Here is a 19279-nt window from a genome sequence, read left to right on the forward strand (position 1 = left end):
CTATTTCAAAAAAACTTCAATATCACGTCCAGGATCGCTGTACTTGTAGATGCCAGGATTTAGTTCCAATTTTCCGTCTAATTCAATGTTTTTGTAACGGTCAACATTAACTCCTGTGGATACCATGCCCTTCGCAATGATCTCAGGCACTACTTCTTTGCCGTTAATTCGCATCGTTGTTTGGTTGACGCCTTTGAAGCCAGGGGAACCGGATTTCGATTCGACAATCAAGTCTTTTCCCTCTGTATAGTATGTGAAATCAATTTGATAACCGTCCGCATTAAGCTCAGCGAACTGTTTTTCTTCCTTAGGTTTATGAAGAGTGATCCAATTCTTAGACGTATCACGTTTCTCGATGACAGCATCTTTCAATATAAGTTTCATTGGAACATCAGACCAGTCCTTATACCACTCTGGAGATTCAAATTGATATAAGTGTTGATAATTTTCAGGACCAGCTCCTTTAATATTCCACCCTCCGTTAATTTTTTTATCACCTATAACCAGCTGAGCTGTTTTATAATGAACAATTCCTTTTTTAAGTGAATCACGCTCTGTTACTAGAATTTCAATATCCAAGGGGGTAACAATCAGTTGGTCTAAGGTAGTGTCTGTATTTTCTTGGAATTCAGCGCTGCTATGCAGCTTCTTGGAATAAATCGCTTCACTTGCTTTTTTTCCATCCGCCTCAAATTCGAACTTCCAAGTACCTTCAATTCTTTTTGCTTCCTCAATATAACAAAAATGAAGGTTTGCCTTTTTCCAATCTTGTGCAGTCATGTTGAATACCTGCTCAATATGCAAGTCTGGGCTGTCGCTAGGTAGAATGGTTGGGATGGCGTCTATCTCTTTGTCGCCCACTTTCATTACCAAATGCGGGTTCCCACGTCCTAAATCGGATGGAGCTGCAGCAACTCTAAAGCGGACAACAGTCTTGTTGTTGGTTTGTCGAACGGATTCTATATAAATGTTAGGATACTGCTTGGTCCCGGTAACGAGGGTATCCCCGGCTTGATGATCCGTCTTTAAAGGAATATCCTGATTACGATAAAAAATTAGATTCTGTGCCTCAAGTGTGTAATCTTTTTTACGATCCTTTAAAGTATCAATAGTTTCATAAATGCCAAGGAGTTTCTGGCTTTTAGGATCGTAATTTAAATATCCGTGTGCTTGTTCCTTGGTATCAGAATTGCTAGTTACCATAGTTTTCTCTATAGCAAACCCAATATAACTGGTTGGATCGGTTCCTGGATCCAGAGAGATAAGCATTTTCATTTTTTCGCCATCCGTTACAACACCATTCAAATTCATCGTAATGCCTGCACTGGATGCTTTTAGATCATACCGCTGGCCAATATCGTTATTTAGCGCATTGGTTACACTACGTCCGCCTATTCTATCCCAATTGATAGTCACACTAGCGAATACAGGGATGGCGACGAGCAGAAAACATGAGAATACGATACTCGCTGGAACAATTTTTGCTCTATGCATAGGTGCTTCCTGTGACTGTTGCAGAGTTGCTTTTCGTTTGGTTGCTTCCTGTTCTATATTTACCCACATTGCATCATATTCAGGTTGAGGAATGTTCTGTTCTTTTTCAAAATACCGACTCACTGCTACTCATCTCCTTTACTTGGGATATCACCATTTTTTTTAGCAGTTTAAGCCCCCGATTTAATCTAGATTTAGCTGTTCCTTCGGGTATATTTATAACTCTAGAGATCTCCGGCACAGTCAATTCGTTTACATAACGAAGGACCACGACCATTCGAATTTTATCTGGAAGCTTGTTATATAGCTTCTGTAGCTCTGTCTTAGTTTCTTGATGATATAAGTTCTCTTCCACCGGATTAAATGAATGAGGGCGTGACAATAAAAAAGTTCGTATTTCCTTCATCAGCCCAGTTTTCCGCCTTCTAAGTACATTGCTGCACTCATTAGAAGCAATTCGCAAAATCCATGATTTGAGATCTTGTACTCTGGACCTGTCGGCCAAAAGTGCTTTGACAAACACTTCCTGGCAAACATCTTCTGCATCTGCTTGATTTTGCATCAAATAATAACAAAAATAATATATCTGCTCCTTATATAGTTCAAACAGCTCTCGATCAGTCATATACGTGCACCTCCCTTGTTGTGGTCTCATCTATTAAGACTAATAACGGAGTACAATCGTTCATTTACATCGAAAAAAGGCGGCCCTGTATAGGACCACCTACAAACCTACTGTGCCATATGCTCAATTCACTGCTTTTATCAATCAAAAAACCGCCCTGCTCTAACCGCCATCATTTGCCCTAAATCAGCATGAGTCTGCCGCACCGGGCTAGCTCGTAGCAAGATTGACATATGTCTTCGAGAAATCAAGGTTCTTCAAGTCTCTTTGATCGATCAAAAATTCCAAATACCCCGCGTCCCACCAGCACATACCAACCTCGTCCAAAGAAGAGACCGAGAGCAGAACATGCCAATTTTCCGAAGCCTGATCGTGCTTTTCCCGATTCGTCTGATATTCTTGCAGCTGAGGCAGCACTTCGGATCGTAAATGCTCCGCATAATCCGTACTTCCCCTATGCATAGCTTGCTCGATTTCCTTATGAATCTGACTCTCACTCTTATGCCAGTTAAACAGAAGACCCTCTAGCCCGTTTCGGCGTAGATAAGCATCCCGCAGGGTGTTCCCAGCAAAAGATTGATGCTGACCCCACACCGTGTCACTTTGTTCACAAACAAGCTCATACAGCTCTTCATACTGATCTACAAGAACATCTCCTAGTTCACCCTCCGACCGCAGGGTAACAATCGGCTGAAAAGAAATTGCATAAGATGTGAAACCCCTGTTCTCAGCACATACTTCAACCTTCCCGGTCGGTGGCAAGGTTTTCTTCAAAGCGCTGCTGTCACCGTTATAGTAAAAGATTTTATGGTCAATATCATAGGCGGGCTCATCCAGCCCAAGAAAAAAGTAAAGTATGCCCTGATGAGGCAATCCCTCAAATGGTGAAAAAGGTAGCTCGCCCAAATTAATTTGAGCAATGAACGTATAATATTCTCCGTCTGAATCACACGGCCACTCTATCGTGGGTGGCAGATCTGGATAGCCGGCGATCCGACTATTTCCAATGTGTTCGTAATTTTCCTCATGATCCACATGAAATTGTATAGCAGCTTGAGCTTCCTGATGAATCTCTTCTTTTAAATCTTCATCCAGTGAATGCCCTTCCAGTATTCGAGTCAGTTCATCCTTTAATAGTGGTTGTAGCATCTCGCTCGCCCCTTTTCATGAAGTAATAATATAGCCTGCAACCATTTAAACCCTTACCTCAGATTACCAAATAAAAGCCTGACAAGCTATTTTTCTAGCAGATATAAGTTGAATTAAAAAGTATATGTTTATATACCCTGAAACCATGTATAATTGTTATAACAGTTGAATAGTATAATAAGGAGGATAAAGAGATGGGTAAGGTGATTGGAATGGAACGTAAAATTACTAAATTCGGAAATAGCTTAGGGATTACTATGACAGAAGCCATTAAGCAGCTCGGACTGGGCCAAGGAGATACAGTTCAGGTTGAAGTAGATCACAAGAGCGGACAAATCATTATACAAAAATCGAACAAAATAACTCTGCCCTCAGGGTTAAGTGATGATTTTCTTGAAAATCTTTCTCAAGTAATGGATTCATATGACGAAACCCTTAAAGGACTTAAGGATAGATGAGCAGCATTCGTTTCTTAACCATTCAAGAAGTTATAGCTATTAATGTCGCTATGATTGAAAGATACAGCAAAGGCGAACAAATCGGCGTCAAAGATACCAGTCTACTTGAGTCTGCTGTTCTACGTCCTCAATCATCAGCTTTTAGTGAAGATGCGTACCCCACAATATTCAGCAAAGCCGCTGCATTATTCGAATCCCTAGGGCAAAACCATCCTTTTCACAATGCAAACAAGCGAACAGCTTTTACTGCATTACTCATTTTTTTGCGCTACAATGGCTTTCAATTTAAAATGGATCAGAAAGCAGCCGAAGACTTTACTGTAGATATGGTTAATCATAAATTTTCGTTGAATCAGCTGGCTTTATTAATCGAGCTCCACTCTTCCAAACTACATGTGTGAACCTAAAAAAGAGATCACGAATGATCTCTTTTTTAGGTTCAATGGTAATCATTGCTCTTGACTGCAAGCACCTGACGGGCGATTAGCATAAAGGCATCAAAGGAGTGGCAATGCTTTAATCGTTCCAGCGTCTCTTCCTGGCGGATCAGTTCTACAAACAAATCATAAATCCCCATAGCTTGCTCGTAGTCCTCTTTGCAGATTGAAAGCAGGAATACCACATGAACCTCATGGTTGGCATCCCAAGGAATTGGATTTTCCAGCAAGCACACGCTTACGACCGTTCGGTTAGAGCTTAGCTCCAGGGGATGGGGGATGGCCATCCCTCGATCCAATGCAGTAGAGCCCAGCTTCTCTCTTTCTTTGACTGCTGGCAAAAACTTGTCAGTCACCACTCCTTTTTGCTTTAAAATACCACTCATTTCTTCAATTAGTGTATCTTTGCTCGGCTGATCGGATCGGGTCATAAACCATTGCTTGTCAAAATACCGTAGCAGTGAAGTTTCCTGTTCCTCATCGCTGGCCCGTACCATCCGCGTCATTGTCTCCATATCCCGTTCCGAAGGAATCGGGCTAATCACCGCGGACGGTTTATCCTTACGCTGCTGCAAGTGAATGGTCGAAACGACGAGGTCCTCCTCGACGGTGGACATCTCCTCGTATTCCCGAAGTGAAACCACTCGGGATACATCCAGCTCAGCGAACAGCGAACGCAGCCTGGATTCTAGAATCCGGGCGGTTCCATAGCCGGATCCGCACACCAGCAACACGGTTTTGCGACGCCGATGAGGGATATTGTATTTGCGTTCCAATGCAGCCCCGATATGAAGTGCCAAATAACCGATTTCGTTATCGTTGATGTCGTACGGAAACGATTTTTGTAGTTCTTTTACCGCACCAACTGTGATTTCATAGGCAAGCGGATAATACTTGCGAATATGTCCAAGCAGTGGATTACGCATGTTCATACCATGCTCCAGCCGGGTCAGCATTGGCTTCAAATGTACAAATAAATCCTTGGACAGCCGTTCATCGTCACGCAAGTCATAGGTAAAGCGTTCGTAGACGAATGTCAGCATCCCGCGCACTGCTAAGAAGAGACGATCGGACTGGAGGCGCTCCCACTCGGTTTCGGCCATCTTTTTGCTGACGATATGCAGCAGAACATAATCGAACTCTCCTTCAGGACAGGTGATGCCAAAGGCCTCTTCCATCTCCCTCAGCATGGCGCTAGCCAATTCAATATCCCGCGGACTGCCCACCACCGCCTCAAAGCGTTCTAAACCATGTCCTTCCTTCACTCGCAGCACCATGACCGCCAAATGAGTGATGAGATCTTTCAGCGCCAAATCAGCCATTTTGGTCCCAACGCTCCGCAAATGCTTTAGAATAATTGTCCGGATCTGCGGTAGATCCAATCCTTGAAACAGCTGTTGTTGTTCCAAGGGCATGTCGCTGCGTTGTCCCTCTTCATCGCGGACGTCAGCATATTCAGCCAGGCAGTAACGAATACTCTTTTCTTCCCCAATCACCTTTACACCATGTCCCGGCTTGGTGCGCAGGGTGAGACTATAATCCTCCAGAATCCGACGGATGATTTTAGAATCATTATTCATCGTGGCCCGGCTAATATACAGCTCATCGGCGAGATCTTCCATCTTCACGTATTCCCTCGCATTCAGCAGCTTGAACAGCTCATACCGTATGCGCTCTTCTGGAGCCCCCGGTAGCTGCTGACTTACTTCTGTTTCTTCCTGACTTTCATCCGCAAAAAAATGGTATTTCTCACGGTCATCAACCCTAATCGTATAGCCGCTACCCCTCTTGGATTCCAGATATGCTCCATATTCATTCAGCATACTGTCCAGCTTCTTAAGATCATCGCGGATGGTCCGCTCTGTTACCTCCAGCCGCTCAGCGAGCGCTTTGGTGGTCCAAGACCAGCCTTGATCATTTCCACTGACGAGCTGGTACAGCTTTTTCAAGCGTTTGTAGGGAAAAATCATGTAGATATAAGACCTCCTTTCCGATAAACCGTATTTTACTTCCACGTTAGTTCAATTCCGGGGTTACCAGTACCGTTAACAGCTTGCAATGCTGCAATTCCGGCAATTGTGCACCTTCCGTATCGGACGAAACCAATGTTTCTCCCTTCGAACGCTCATCCAGCGAAACCAACTCGTAATGGGCCGATTCGCTGTATGTGATATGTGCAGTCGCATTTTTCTCTAAATAAGGATTAAATACACGGACGATATAACCATCACTATGCTCTGCTTTCTTGAATGCACTCAAGATTACATTGGAATCCTTGCTAAAAGATAACAGGCTATAGTTTTGCTCAAATATTCTTTCTTCGTCTCGGAAGGCAAAAATTAAACGGCCGTTCAGAAAATCAGACAACTGGTAGCTGGACAATGGTGTTAAATATTCCTTGGCCGCTTGAGCAATGCCCGCCTCATCAAACCCGGACTCGTGGACATGTAGAGCAAACGTAAATGTAAGCTCACCGAGCAGCTGTGCATCTGGCGTTTCTACGATCTTTTCTCCTGAGGCACGACCCGGGCGGTATAGCAGATTCTCCTTGCCCATATAACCAAAAGTGCGGAATAACGTCAGCGCTATTGTATCATGTTCATGCCCAATGATTTCATATTCCCTTACTCCTTCAGTCATCACGGCTACTCCATGGGAACCATCGTTTAATGCAACATAGCTTTGCATAGCTTCAATGGTGATCGGCTTTTCCGTCCACTGCTCCCGTTCCCATACCTTTACTTCCTCCAGCGTAGTTGGACGGGCAATGACTCCGAACGGCTGATCTGCAATAGATAGCTTAGAGGCAATCCCAGTATCAAATAGCACCCGCAGACGGTGACTCAGCACTCGGTTGTCCACATCCACCGAGAAGCGTATCAGGCGTTCACCTTTCCGCAAGGACACCGATGCCTGGAGTGGCAACTCAGCTGAAGTCCCAGCAGCAGAACGCTCATTTAAATCATACGGAACCTTCAGTTTCATCCGAAGGGACAATTCTTCGGATACCGTACTTTTGGATGTTATCGTCTCCACATCAGCACCAAGCGAAGAAACTGTAAGATCACGTTCCGGTGGAGAATAGTTGTAGGAATCTCCGTCATCTCCGTTTTCCTCGAACACCATCTGATCTGAGTACACACGTCCCGAAATTTTATCCGTGATGCTTAATGCCCCGTTCTCCTGTACGGCTATGCTATAAAATTCATTTTCAATATGTTTTCCGTTGCTACGTTCTGCTGTTGCATCCCCTGTTGCACTAAAATCAAATATAATTTGTGTGTACCCCATAGCAGGTACTTCCTGAAGCTCCACCAACAGCTTGGCACGGAATACACGCTCAGGCAGGTACACCTTTTTGCTCGGATTCAGATCAATATGCTGACCGAGCACGTAGTCTGTTTGTTCCACTTTCTCGGTAATCGTATACAAAAGCTGCTGACCGTTCGTATCCCGAATGACAAAGCTTCCTTCCGGCAAGTAAGCATCAATTTCTGTCACTCCCTTGCGCGGGTAAGGCAACGTATTAAAGATGGTGAAGGCAAAAGTCTCCTCCTGCTTAATCTTCGACGCGATCAGTCGCTTGTGCAGCTCCAATACATTCTCCGCGATATCTCGCGCCTGTTTATAACGAAAAGCCACATCCCGATTCGTCGTATCACTATTGCATCCACCAATGCTGTCGTGGGCTGCATTTTCAAACAACAGCTTCCATATATCCTTCACGATATAATGTGGATATTCATGCCCAAGTGCATGGCTGATCGACAGTACAGGTTCCAGCGTGTTCACGATTAAATGTTCAATCTCGTTATTTTGCTGCTTAAGGTCAGCTCGTGTGGAAAAAATCGACTTATGAATACGCATATGCTTGGCTTCCATAAGCTCTCCTTCCAGTACAGGAAGGTCGTTGCTGTCCTTTTCAATCTCTTCAAGGAAACGTTCCGGCTCATTCATCACATATTCCCGTTCCGGGTCCAGCTCGTTGAATGTGCGAATCAATTCTGGCAAGTTCAGGCGGATAGGTGCTTGGTCGAAGCCATTGGGAAAATAAACATGGCGGGTAGACGCTTTTTCTTCCAGCGCACCGATCTGGCTGTCGAGATACGCCTCAAGTTCTCCCGCTTCCTCTGGAATATTCCCACCATAGTAGTAGCCAAACGGCATCTGTACCGCAAACACCTGACTGCCATCCGACCCCTTCCACAAAAACTCGGTTTTAGGATTCGTATTATCGGCTACCCCGCGCCAGAATAGAAAATGCCGAATACCGAACTCCTGATAAATCTGCGGCATCTGCGCCGACTGGCCGAAGGCATCCGGCACATAACCGACCTTCATGGCATGACCATATTTCTGCGCCGTTTCCATACCGTAATACAGATTACGGACCATCGATTCACCGGAAATCACCAATTGATCCGTCTGCGTATACCACGGCCCGGTCATCAGGCGTTTATCGCTTACCAGACGGCGAATGCGCTCTTCATCCTCCGGGCACCAGCGGGTATAATCGTCAAGCAAGGACCCTTGGGCATCCAAAAGATAGTATTTAAAACCGTCCCCATTCTCCAACGCATCCAATACTTCTTTCACATGCTTCACCAAGTAGACTTTGGATCTGGAAGTGGTAAAATACCATTCTCGATCCCAGTGAGTATGTGGTATGACATGCACTTTCGTACGGCTCATATCTCGTTCTCCCTCCATGCTGTCTATTCTTTATCTAGTGATATTTAGTCAAATACAAGCTCAATGTCTTCTCCATTTTTCTTAACAGAGGCCTCTTTCGTTTCAGCCTGCTGCTGTTCTTCCTCACGGAAATTGACGAGCAAGGTTCCTGCCACAATGATTAATGCGCCTGTAACCCCTCCAGCCAGATATGCAAACGGAGTACCTACGGAGATGGCGCCATACAAACCGCCAATTGGAGGCATGATGACATGTGCGCCCAGCAGAGCCGTCAATGCTGCACCTGCTGCGCAGGCAATCATATTTAATGGAATCAGCTTGGCAGGGTTACGCAGTGTAAACGGGATAGCCCCTTCCGTAATTCCGATAATGCCCATGATCACGGAGCCTTTTCCAGCTTCCCGATATGTTTTGGAAAAGCGATGTTTCAGAATTAGGGTTGCAATTCCATAGCCTAGCGGTGGAATACAGATGGCAATGTTTACGAAAATATTGGGTAAATACACACCCGACAGGAATAACGCATTTCCCGCCATCCAGGCAGCTTTATTGACGGGACCCCCAAGATCGAACCCAATCATGGCTCCCAAAATTAAGGCTAGCGCCAAGGTGCTGGTTCCGCTCTCACTCATATGCTTAATCCAGTTGACCAGTCCTTCATTAATCGCGCTCAACGGCCCACCTAGGATGACGGACATGAGAATCCCGGTTAAGCCTACCGTAATGAGCGGCAAAATAATTAGCGGAACAGAGCCTGCGGCCGGACCTGTGATTTTCACTTTGTTTTTCACCCAGAGGGTGACATACCCCGCGAAAAAACCTGCAACAAGAGCGCCCAAGAATCCCGCATTCGTCTCCTGTGCCAGCACGCCGCCAATCAGCCCTGCAGCAAGTGCAGGCTTGTCGGCAATTGAATAGGCGATATACCCAGCCAGAACCATGTTTAGCAGTCCAATTCCGCGCCAGCCTACATTTTCGACTAAGTATAAAATATGAAGAAATCCACTTTTGTCAGCATATGGACCAAAGTCAGTGACACCCATTGTCAGGCCGATAATTTTACACACGGCAACAATCAAGGAGCCTGCAATAATAACCGGAAGCAGGTAAGAAATGCCTGTCATCAGATGCTTTTTAGCTTCACTCAGCCATTTTTTCATCATGTTCTCCCCCATCATGAATACTACTGTTATTCAAAGGCTCATCGGATATCATTCAGATCATCTACGCTGCTGATTGTCCGTGTTGCCTCCCTAATCTTATTTTTGAGCAGAGATGGCCTCCACCGCTTTGGTAAGAACCGCTTCTGCATTGTTGACCGCATGACCGATTTTAACGCGAACGATTCTTTTATCTTCAAAACGCTCTGCATCCTTCACTGTCTGATCCGAGGCAATCAGTACAAAATCCGCCGCTGCAATGTCTTCCTCCGTAAGTTTGTTCACTTGGCCTAGTGCGCCTTGCTGCTCCACTTTAATATGGTGACCGAGCTGTGCCGCTGCTTTTTCCAGTGCTTTTGCCGCCATTGGAGTATGAGCCAACCCTGCGATACAGGATGTAACGCTTACAATTTTCATTATGACACCAACCCTTCTGTATACTGTTCCAGCAAATGATACACGTCGCCGCTGCTATTGGCACCCGCTACTGCCTCTTTAAAGGAATCCTCTAAGAGCAGGGTTGCGAGCGAGGAAATAATTTGTAAATGGGATACATCCACGGACCCTTTAGGCACCAAAATACTAAAAATATACTGGACAGGCTTGCCATCATGAGAGGCCCAGTCAATGCTATGTTCCAATCGGATCACGAGGACTGCTGGTCTGGTGACCACTTCGCTCTGCGTATGAGGTATGGCAAACTGATCCTGAAGCCCTGTCGAATATACCTTTTCCCTCTCCCACAAATCCTGCACCAGTTGCTCCCTATGGACGGTGACACCCAGCTTTTCAGCCTCTTGAGCAATAAACTCAAACACAGCCGATTTGGTCTCCAGCTTCTCATCCAAATAAATCTGTTCTCTAGTAATCATGGTGGATGTCTCTCCTCCCTTCTATCTATAGGTGAAACGCTTACAAGTTTATTTTAGCCGACTCTTCCTCCATGTTTTATCTATAAAATTTCCCTATCCAAGCGGAAATGCACTAGACATTGTTCATAAAAGTTTTGTGATAGGCATTCCGGTATTGGGAAGGAGTCATGTGGGCTCTTTTTTTGAACAAACGCATAAAATACTTCTCATCGGTATATCCTGCCTCTTCGGCAACCTGCTTAATGCTCATATCTGTACGGGAAATCAACTCTTTGGCTTTGTTAATGCGAATACTATGAATGAACTCCAGGGGACGCATGCCTGTATTTTGCTTGAACAAACGAGAGATATAATCCTTGTTGTAATTGAATTTTCGGGCTAAATCCGTCACGGTCAATGGTTCCTCGGCATGAATACGGGTCCACTCGATAATTTTGTTAAAACTCACATTCCCCTGTGAACTGACAGGATTGGAAAGCAAGCGGCTAAGCGCCAGTTCAGATATCTCGATCAGTAACGAGGTGAACAAATAATTTGCACTGTGATACGTAAGGTAATGTGAGTTGGCTACATGCAAAATCTGATTGACGATAATATGAATCCGATCTCCGTTGTCTGCCTGTACACATTGCGGTAAATAGATATCACGCATCACACCGTGACGCTGCAAAAGCCCATCCATAGCACTTGTTTCCTGCTTCATTTCTTCATTAGATAATACATTCGGGGTCGTGGGAACATCGAAATGAAACCAATAAAATTTCACGCCTGGCAATGACTCCTGGTATCCTTTATGCGTACGACCGGGGTAAAGCAATAGAATATCTCCCTCGCCTACTTCAAAATCTTCCCGTTCCTCCCGTATATATACCGTCTCTTGGACACCTAGGATCAGCTCAAAATTCTCAATGGAACGACTCATATGCTTCCAAGGTACCTCGTTAACAAACTCGCCTGCCGAGATCAGTTGAATCGGAGCATCTACATTTACTTTTAGATAGGTCATGTTATCGCCTCTTTAGGTCATGTTCGGATTTGTCCACCCATTGTATGGTTAAGCTACTGACATACCGCGATTGCAATGCTAATGTAGTGGAGAAATATACACTTTCATCTTAGCTAAGGAGCGATGATTTTGAAAGCTAAAGCTTTTGACTTGCATAAAGTAAGAATTGATTCCGGCCCACTTTTACATGCGATGGAACTGAATACGGCCTACCTGCTGAGTTTGGAACCCGACCGTTTACTATCGCGCTTTCGTGAATATGCGGGACTGGAGCCCAAAGCGGCTCACTATGAAGGCTGGGAAGCGCGTGGCATCAGCGGACATACACTCGGTCACTACCTGTCCGGCTGTGCACTGATGTTTGCCTCCACAGGCGACGAAAGACTGTTGGAACGCGTGAACTATGTGGTCGACGAACTGGAAATATGCCAAAACAGTCATGGAAACGGATACATTTCCGGCATTCCACGTGGGAAAGAGATTTTTGAGGAAGTAAAAGCCGGAGATATCCGCTCCCAGGGCTTTGATCTGAACGGCGGCTGGGTGCCGCTATATACCATGCACAAACTTTTTGCTGGCTTGCGTGATGCACATCTGCTGGCGCTTCATCCCAAGGCCCTGTCTATAGAAATCAAACTCGGCAACTGGCTGGAGGATGTACTTCAAGGGCTGGACGATGATCAGGTGCAGCAGGTGCTGCATTGCGAGTTTGGCGGTATGAACGAGGTGCTGACGGATCTGGCGGAACATTCGGGAGAAGAACGCTTTTTGAGCCTTGCGGAACGCTTTTATCACGGAGAGGTGCTCAATGATCTCGCAGATAGCCAAGATACGCTGGCAGGGCGACATGCCAATACGCAAATTCCCAAAATCATTGGCGCTGCACGGCAATTTGAAATGACGGGAAAACCGCAATATGCGGACCTGTCTCGCTTTTTCTGGGATCGGGTTGTTCACAAGCATTCCTACGTGATTGGTGGCAATAGCTATAATGAACATTTTGGTGAACCCGGGAAGCTGAATGACCGCTTGGGCGAAGGTACCTGTGAAACTTGTAACACCTACAATATGCTGAAATTAACAAGACATATGTTCGAGTGGGACGCCTATGCAGCCTATGCTGACTACTATGAACGAGCCATGTTCAATCATATTCTGGCTTCACAGCAGCCTGTCGATGGACGTGTGTGCTATTTTGTATCGCTGGAAATGGGAGGACACAAGTCCTTTAATTCTCAATATGAGGATTTCACATGCTGTGTCGGTTCCGGTATGGAAAGCCACTCCATGTACGCCACTGCGATTTATTTTCATACGCCAGAAACGATCTATGTCAATCAATATGTCCCTTCTACCTTGACATGGGACGAGATGGGCGTACAGCTCAAACAAGACACTCTCTTTCCGCAAAATGGACGGGGAACGCTGCGCGTCATCAGCAAGGAGCCCAAATCCTTCGCGATCAAGCTAAGATGCCCTCATTGGGCGGAGCAAGGGATGATGATTAAAATCAACGGGGAAGAGTACGTCACAGAGGCTTGTCCTACCAGCTACGTTGTAATTGAACGGGAATGGAACAATGGGGATACGATCGAGTATGACATTCCTATGACCGTGAGAGTCGAGGAAATGCCGGATAATCCACGCCGAATTGCTTTTATGTATGGCCCGCTAGTGCTGGCTGGAGACCTTGGCCCTGTTGAGCAGGAATCCAACGAAGAACGTCTGCTTGCGTCTGTTCTGATCGGAGCGACCGACTCATTGACAACGAAGCTGATTGCTGACGGGAATGAGCCTAATACATTCCATACGACCGACTTAGGCTATATCGGAGACTTGCAGCTTCGTCCGTTTTATCAAATGTATGATCGTTCATATACCGTCTATTGGGATCTCTTTTCCCAGGAGGAATGGGCAGCAACAGAGGCAGAATATCGTACCGCGTTAGCGTATCAGCTAGAGCTGGAACGACTTACAGTGGACGTTGTGCAGCCTGCCGAAATGCAGCCTGAACGGGATCATGCCTTTACTGGCGAGCATGTAGGTCTGGGGTCCATCTATAACCGCAAATATCGCGATACCTGGCCTGGGGGCTGGTTCTCTTTTGTCATGAAGGTGCTTTCGGATGAGCCTGTCCAATTGGCGGTCACTTATTTGAAGGACTTGAGCCGTCCTCATGGTGACTTTGACATCACTGCGGATGGTCAGATTTTAGGGGAAGGCAAGCTGGAGTCTGAGGAAATGAATAAATTCGAAACGTTCACCTATGAGCTTCCTCTATCTGTGACGAGCCAGAAGAATGAAGTGACGATTCAATTCACAGCCCATCCACAAGGTAAAGTGGCGAAAGTAGCTGGATTACGAGTGATTAGACACTCTATTGTATGATCAAATTATCTATATAAATCTACTATTTCGCCTACTCCGTTTTGATGTTCGTTTTTTAAAGGAAGCTTATAAAACAACAAGCAGACGCTCCTATAAGCTGTCTGCTTGTTCTGCTTACTGCCTTATAACTTCGATTCATCGTTATTGCTCCATGTTCACTTCACTGCATGTTCATTTCACGGAAGCTGTCTCTAATCTTGCGTAGCTCTTGCTGTGCCCTGCTGTATCGGGAAGCGTAGGTCCAGGCAAGCACCTGATGGTAATGTGAAGGCGTTTCAATCGTAGTCACGTTATACATGATCGGAGTCCCGTCTACTTCTCCTTTTAGGGTAAACTCAATGGCTGGGTATCCATTCACCACCAAGTCGGAGGCAATCCCCAATTCAGGGTCCGTAATTCCTGACACCAAATGTTCCTCAATGATTCCTTTATATTCTTGAAGAGTCATACTGCTGTCAAAATCGCTTTTCGGTTCAGATAATACAATCAAATATCTTTCGGTCAATTCATTTTTAATGGAAACATCCGCTTCCTCATTAATCATATTATCTCGTGACCAATTCCACGGAGCCGTAACCGCAAACTGGCTATCCTTACTGGTAAATACCTCAGGCTTCACGATTTGAGTAATGAGCGTAGAAATTAAAGATACAGCAAAGACAATCGAAATGATCGTCATCAGGATGATTGCTCCTGCAAAAATCCCGGTTTTCTTTCTGCCGGCCTTTCCCAAATCCCTTACCTTAACCACATATGTACTCGCAGCCATATCTCCAATCCGTTGTTTCCGAGGTGTCACCAGCACACATAACCCCGCGGGCAGTCCCAGAAAAAACAGCGGATTCGTATCTACCAGCTGTATGAGGGTGCGGATCAAGGATTTAACCATGCCTGGCGGCCTTCCTTCTCCATTCACGACCTGAATACGAAGTACAAATTTGCCCAGCGTATAGCCCGTAAGTCCTTCCAGTAACAGATAATAGCAGAAGGAGCCAATCAGGAAAAGCATCACTACCATGCCCATATTTGGGGTTTCCGCTTCAGATACTTTTTTCGCTGTAAAATAAACCAGCCCTCCATACCCAAAGACGATAAGAATGAAGTCAACCATCCAGGCCGCCCATCTTCTGAAAAAAATAGAGGCTCCGTATGTTTCTGATAATACTGCCATCTTATCCGGTTCTCGTCGATGATAGCCGCCAGTCGTCGCATATGGTCCCGGAGCGACTGTAGATGGATTGTTCGTTACACCATGTTCCTCCAAATGATACACCTCTGTTGTCAATTTAATCCCGGTTAAGTATAGCATCCTTTTTCATCCAGTGAAGCAAGCCTGACAGTGCACTGGAGTAAACCGAATCCCGCCGATGAACAAACCACACCTCTAATTTGCGATATTTTTTGGGCAAACGATGAGAAGCAATACTTCCCGCCTCCTCTGTCTTTGCAATCGACGATTGTGGCAACATGGACACCCCTAGACCAGAGGCTACACCACCCAAAATGACTTCCAAGGTTCCGAACTCCATAACCTGATACGCAGCCACACCTGCTTCGCTCAGAAAGCTTTCCGCTCTTGTACGATGCGTGCACCCTACGTCGAAAAACAGCATAGGCTTGGCAAGCAAATTGCTCATATCACTTTCTCCTGGTTCCGAGATGAGTACCAGTTCCTCTTCAAAAGCTGCAACATACTCTATATGCGGATCATCGACGGGGCCATAGACGAACGCTCCATCTAATTCGTAATTCAATACCTTTTGTACGAGATCATGTGTGCTGCCTGTCATAAGCGATAGATGGACATCAGGATATTGAGCGTGATATTCCGTCAATAAAGAAGTCAGATGCGTAACCGCCGCCGTCTCAATCGACCCCAGTCGCAAAGGTCCCGCAGGCTGGTCTGAATATTGAGTGGACTTTTCTGCCTCGTCCAGCAAGGTCAGTATGGTATCCGCATATTCCAGCAGATTCTCTCCTGCTGGCGTTAGCGCCATTCCCCGGTTAGATCGGCGAAATAGCGGTACGTTCAATTGTGCCTCAAGCTGCTGAATCCGCGAGGTCACATTGGACTGTACATAGTTCAAGGCTTGCGCAGCCTTCGTGATACTGCCCTCGCGAGCGACGGCCCGAAAAATTTTCAAATCACTGCTTTCCATGTATACGTCACCTGCTTGGTATGATCATTTGTGATACTCACGTTCGATTTTGTTCATTTTACCGGATGCTTGCCGCTCTGTACAATTCAATATACATGCAATTGCATCTAAATTCGCACCACGGGAGGTTTTAAAATGAAAGCCGTGATACATGCCAGCAAAAATGGCCCTAAGGGTCTGATGTATACAGACGTTACGGACAGACAGCCAGGGCACGATGAGGTGAGAGTAAAACTCAAAGCCGCAGGCTTGAACCATCGGGACCTATTCCTCATGGCAGATCGGGCTGCCAACGATGCTCCACTCATTCTCGGATCGGATGGAGCAGGTGTGATTGAGGCTGTGGGTGCTAGTGTCCCAACCTCGCTGGTAGGCACCAATGTAATTATCAATCCCTGTATCGGATGGGAGAATACGCATCATGTTCCCTTGGTTCCAGCCATTCTGGGCGGACCTTCGGACGGGACATTCGCTGAATCGGTTATCATCCCCGTCCAAAATGCCGTCAGCAAGCCAGCATACCTTTCATGGGAAGAAGCAGGGGTACTGCCTTTGTCTGCTTTGACCGCTTATCGTGCGCTCTTCACAAGAGGCCAGTTACAGCAGGGTGAGCACGTCCTCATTCCCGGTATTGGCGGTGGTGTAGCCACGTATGCCATGCTTATGGCTTTAGCGGCAGGTGCACGGGTCACCGTCACATCACGCAGCGAAGCCAAGAGTCAGGCTGCCCTCGCCCATGGCGCTAATCATGCATTCGACAGCCATAGCGAATGGAAAGAAAGTATGAACGGAGACACTGTGGATCTGGTTCTTGACAGTATCGGTCCTGCTATATTCGATAAATATTTTGATATCCTCAAGCCGAACGGTCGGATCGTTACATTTGGCGCAAGCTCAGGAGATCGAGTAGAGATTCCGCTGCGGTCTATATTTTTCCCTCAAATCAGCATCATCGGCACCTCTATGGGCAGTGGCGAGGAATTCGCAGCTATGCTTCAGTTTATGGAGCGCCATGCACTCCATCCGATTATAGATAGCGTATTTCCTCTACAAGACACAACGCAAGCCTTCCACCGTATGCAGCAGGGAGCGCAGTTAGGCAATATAGGGATCAGGATGGAGTAAGGGGCCTGAACGAAGTATAGGAATAGAAAAAAATCCACTGCCGTAAAATGCCTTCATCCAGAAGTCAATTTTATGGTAGTGGACCTATTCAGTCGATCAAACGATGCTGGACCCATTTGTTGCCGCGGAAGCGCCAAAGGAAAACGATCCCTCGCACGCCCCATTCAATATCCATAGCCAACCAGACACCAACAATCCCCAGATTGAACACTATTCCCAAAATATATCCAAGCACCACCCGACATAACCACATGGACAGCATCGAGGTGAGGGACGTAAATTTTGAATCACCTGCTGCCCTTAGTGCAGAGGGTGTAATAAAGGCAATGGACCAGAGCGGAATCTGGGCCAACGTATTAATCAGAATGACAACAAAAATGTCATCTACGATTTCGGCAGGCGGATGAAATAGCCCCACCATCGGCTCAAACAAAGGCATCAGGATTAATCCCATTACAATAAATGAACAAGACGACAGCCAAATAAACGATTTGGTAAACTTCCGGGCATCCGCGACATTTCGACGCCCCATGCATTGACCGACCACGGTTACAATCGTAAGAGCCAAAGCATTCGCAGGGATTTGAAACACGTTAGCTAGGGATGAGCAAATGGCATTCGTCGCCAACGCATTCGTCCCCAGGCTCACAATGAAAATTTGGGTTAAAATTTTGCCCCCATTAAAAAACATCTGTTCCGCTGCAAAGGGAAGCCCGATAAACAGAATCTTTTTAAGCATAGCCAGATTAAAATAAAGCATGTCTCTAAGCTGAACGCGCAAGTCATCATCTACCCTGACCAAATAGATCAGCGCGCACACTGCTCCTGCATATCTGGACACATTGACGGCAATCGTCATGCCCAGCACACCCATATCCAATACATTAATGAATACCACATTGAGGAGCACGTACGAGAGGTTCATGATGAGCGAAAGAGCCAGCGATGCCCTCGTCTTCCCGATTCCCCTCAGCGCCCCACACACTGCCTCAACGATTGCAATCCCCACAAAAGACATACAGCTTCCCAGCAGATATACCTTACCGTTAGCTAATACATCAGGCGAGGCCGAACCAAACAGAACACTTAAAATTGGATTGTACAACACGATCATAAACAAACTGATACATAAGGCCAGCAAGGAAACGGAGGAAATGGTGCCGGATGCAGCTTTAGAGACCATGAGGTCGTTACCGCTCCCCTTATACTGTGCCACGACAACCGTTCCCCCGGTAGACACTGCAACAAACACATTAATCAGAAAAATATTCAAAGAATCGATCATATTTACAGCACTGACTGCCGCCATCCCCGACGAGCTAATCATAGCCGTGTTCACCAAATTAAGACCCACAATAAAAGCCTGATCAATCAGAAGCGGGATAAACAGCGCAATAATCTGTCGATAATCGATAGACTCTCCTGAAAAATGCTTATTCAGAAAGCCATGTGTTCTCATCCTTACACTCAGTTGACTCATATCATCACATTCTTTTTCTCAAATTGAAAAAAACCCTTCAACAGAAGAGCCTTCATGGCGAAAAAATGTATAAAGTTGCAAGGCTAGATGTGTCTAGTTCTTGATTCTGTACACTTTTCTCTACATAGAAGTATTACTCCAAAAGAAAATCCTGTCAATGGCTTTACTCACATTTGAATAGAAAAAAACAAAAAAACCTGCTCAGCTCAGCGAACAGGTTTTGGAGCAGCATTA

The 19279-nt window shown here is 45.9% G+C and carries 16 protein-coding genes; 4 read left to right on the forward strand and 12 right to left on the reverse strand.

The genetic code is table 11. The annotated features are described in order from the left end of the window. The 3 genes from BM358_RS21940 to BM358_RS21950 form a co-directional block, all read right to left on the reverse strand. A complete protein-coding gene (locus tag BM358_RS21940) occupies nucleotides 1–1617 on the reverse strand; it encodes an RNA polymerase sigma factor (protein WP_028541900.1) in 1617 nt (538 codons plus the stop codon). Next, a complete protein-coding gene (locus tag BM358_RS21945; RefSeq protein WP_028541899.1) occupies nucleotides 1601–2119 on the reverse strand; it encodes an RNA polymerase sigma factor in 519 nt (172 codons plus the stop codon). Before BM358_RS21945 ends, BM358_RS21940 begins: the two co-directional genes overlap by 17 nt. A 210-nt stretch (nucleotides 2120–2329) precedes the next feature. Then, a complete protein-coding gene (locus BM358_RS21950; protein WP_028541898.1) occupies nucleotides 2330–3268 on the reverse strand; it encodes a YwqG family protein in 939 nt (312 codons plus the stop codon). A gap of 194 nt (nucleotides 3269–3462) precedes the next feature. Here BM358_RS21950 and BM358_RS21955 point away from each other — a divergent pair, with 194 nt between their 5' ends. After that, nucleotides 3463–3726 (forward strand): AbrB/MazE/SpoVT family DNA-binding domain-containing protein, encoded by a 264-nt coding sequence (locus BM358_RS21955; protein ID WP_013308294.1) that lies wholly within the window; start codon nucleotides 3463–3465, stop codon nucleotides 3724–3726. Further along, nucleotides 3723–4127: a type II toxin-antitoxin system death-on-curing family toxin gene (locus BM358_RS21960; protein WP_023986534.1), complete on the forward strand. Its 405-nt coding sequence runs from the start codon at nucleotides 3723–3725 to the stop codon at nucleotides 4125–4127. Before BM358_RS21955 ends, BM358_RS21960 begins: the two co-directional genes overlap by 4 nt. Nucleotides 4128–4165: 38 nt before the next feature. Here BM358_RS21960 and BM358_RS21965 read toward each other — a convergent pair whose 3' ends face one another. From BM358_RS21965 to BM358_RS21990, 6 genes are all read right to left on the reverse strand, one after another. Then, nucleotides 4166–6133, reverse strand: coding sequence for a BglG family transcription antiterminator (locus BM358_RS21965; RefSeq protein ID WP_028541897.1), 1968 nt, complete (start codon nucleotides 6131–6133; stop codon nucleotides 4166–4168). Between the two features lie 46 nt (nucleotides 6134–6179). Continuing rightward, complete coding sequence (mngB, locus tag BM358_RS21970; protein ID WP_028541896.1) at nucleotides 6180–8855, reverse strand: mannosylglycerate hydrolase; 2676 nt, start codon at nucleotides 8853–8855, stop codon at nucleotides 6180–6182. Nucleotides 8856–8899: 44 nt separating this feature from the next. Next, entirely contained in the window at nucleotides 8900–10015 is a 1116-nt protein-coding gene (locus BM358_RS21975; RefSeq protein WP_023986531.1) for a PTS fructose transporter subunit IIC, read from the reverse strand. Nucleotides 10016–10114: 99 nt separating this feature from the next. After that, the gene (locus BM358_RS21980; RefSeq protein ID WP_023986530.1) at nucleotides 10115–10432 is read right to left on the reverse strand and encodes a PTS fructose transporter subunit IIB; all 318 of its coding nucleotides are present in this window, start codon (nucleotides 10430–10432) and stop codon (nucleotides 10115–10117) included. Further along, nucleotides 10432–10887 carry a PTS sugar transporter subunit IIA gene (locus BM358_RS21985; RefSeq protein ID WP_025718799.1) on the reverse strand — a complete coding sequence of 152 codons (456 nt, stop codon included), beginning with the start codon at nucleotides 10885–10887 and terminating at the stop codon, nucleotides 10432–10434. Before BM358_RS21985 ends, BM358_RS21980 begins: the two co-directional genes overlap by 1 nt. 112 nt (nucleotides 10888–10999) lie before the next feature. Continuing rightward, nucleotides 11000–11893 (reverse strand): AraC family transcriptional regulator, encoded by an 894-nt coding sequence (locus BM358_RS21990; protein WP_028541895.1) that lies wholly within the window; start codon nucleotides 11891–11893, stop codon nucleotides 11000–11002. A gap of 129 nt (nucleotides 11894–12022) precedes the next feature. Here BM358_RS21990 and BM358_RS21995 point away from each other — a divergent pair, with 129 nt between their 5' ends. After that, a complete protein-coding gene (locus BM358_RS21995; RefSeq protein WP_028541894.1) occupies nucleotides 12023–14281 on the forward strand; it encodes a glycoside hydrolase family 127 protein in 2259 nt (752 codons plus the stop codon). A 160-nt stretch (nucleotides 14282–14441) separates the two neighbouring features. Here BM358_RS21995 and BM358_RS22000 read toward each other — a convergent pair whose 3' ends face one another. Continuing rightward, complete coding sequence (locus BM358_RS22000) at nucleotides 14442–15590, reverse strand: RDD family protein (RefSeq protein ID WP_028541893.1); 1149 nt, start codon at nucleotides 15588–15590, stop codon at nucleotides 14442–14444. Further along, a complete protein-coding gene (locus BM358_RS22005) occupies nucleotides 15568–16440 on the reverse strand; it encodes a LysR family transcriptional regulator (RefSeq protein WP_028541980.1) in 873 nt (290 codons plus the stop codon). The genes BM358_RS22000 and BM358_RS22005 overlap by 23 nt, the downstream gene beginning before the upstream one ends. A 135-nt stretch (nucleotides 16441–16575) precedes the next feature. On the opposite strand from BM358_RS22005, the gene BM358_RS22010 reads away from it, so the two are divergent. Continuing rightward, a complete protein-coding gene (locus BM358_RS22010; RefSeq protein ID WP_028541892.1) occupies nucleotides 16576–17565 on the forward strand; it encodes a zinc-binding dehydrogenase in 990 nt (329 codons plus the stop codon). 88 nt (nucleotides 17566–17653) lie between these two features. Here BM358_RS22010 and BM358_RS22015 read toward each other — a convergent pair whose 3' ends face one another. Beyond that, nucleotides 17654–19045, reverse strand: a complete 1392-nt coding sequence (locus BM358_RS22015) for an MATE family efflux transporter (RefSeq protein WP_028541891.1) — start codon at nucleotides 19043–19045, stop codon at nucleotides 17654–17656. Nucleotides 19046–19279 lie beyond the last annotated feature (234 nt).

Source organism: Paenibacillus sp. cl130 (genome assembly GCF_900116035.1).
GTDB classification, from domain to species: domain Bacteria; phylum Bacillota; class Bacilli; order Paenibacillales; family Paenibacillaceae; genus Paenibacillus; species Paenibacillus polymyxa_B.

Bases quoted from the DNA above. Each gene is read 5' to 3' on its own strand.
- BM358_RS21945 (WP_028541899.1), bottom strand. From the start codon at position 2,119: ATGACTGATCGAGAGCTGTTTGAACTATATAAGGAGCAGATATATTAT.
- BM358_RS21950 (WP_028541898.1), bottom strand. From the start codon at position 3,268: ATGCTACAACCACTATTAAAGGATGAACTGACTCGAATACTGGAAGGG.
- BM358_RS21955 (WP_013308294.1), top strand. From the start codon at position 3,463: ATGGGTAAGGTGATTGGAATGGAACGTAAAATTACTAAATTCGGAAAT.
- BM358_RS21960 (WP_023986534.1), top strand. From the start codon at position 3,723: ATGAGCAGCATTCGTTTCTTAACCATTCAAGAAGTTATAGCTATTAAT.
- BM358_RS21965 (WP_028541897.1), bottom strand. From the start codon at position 6,133: ATGATTTTTCCCTACAAACGCTTGAAAAAGCTGTACCAGCTCGTCAGT.
- mngB (WP_028541896.1), bottom strand. From the start codon at position 8,855: ATGAGCCGTACGAAAGTGCATGTCATACCACATACTCACTGGGATCGA.
- BM358_RS21975 (WP_023986531.1), bottom strand. From the start codon at position 10,015: ATGAAAAAATGGCTGAGTGAAGCTAAAAAGCATCTGATGACAGGCATT.
- BM358_RS21980 (WP_023986530.1), bottom strand. From the start codon at position 10,432: ATGAAAATTGTAAGCGTTACATCCTGTATCGCAGGGTTGGCTCATACT.
- BM358_RS21985 (WP_025718799.1), bottom strand. From the start codon at position 10,887: ATGATTACTAGAGAACAGATTTATTTGGATGAGAAGCTGGAGACCAAA.
- BM358_RS21990 (WP_028541895.1), bottom strand. From the start codon at position 11,893: ATGACCTATCTAAAAGTAAATGTAGATGCTCCGATTCAACTGATCTCG.
- BM358_RS22000 (WP_028541893.1), bottom strand. From the start codon at position 15,590: ATGCTATACTTAACCGGGATTAAATTGACAACAGAGGTGTATCATTTG.
- BM358_RS22005 (WP_028541980.1), bottom strand. From the start codon at position 16,440: ATGGAAAGCAGTGATTTGAAAATTTTTCGGGCCGTCGCTCGCGAGGGC.
- BM358_RS22010 (WP_028541892.1), top strand. From the start codon at position 16,576: ATGAAAGCCGTGATACATGCCAGCAAAAATGGCCCTAAGGGTCTGATG.
- BM358_RS22015 (WP_028541891.1), bottom strand. From the start codon at position 19,045: ATGAGTCAACTGAGTGTAAGGATGAGAACACATGGCTTTCTGAATAAG.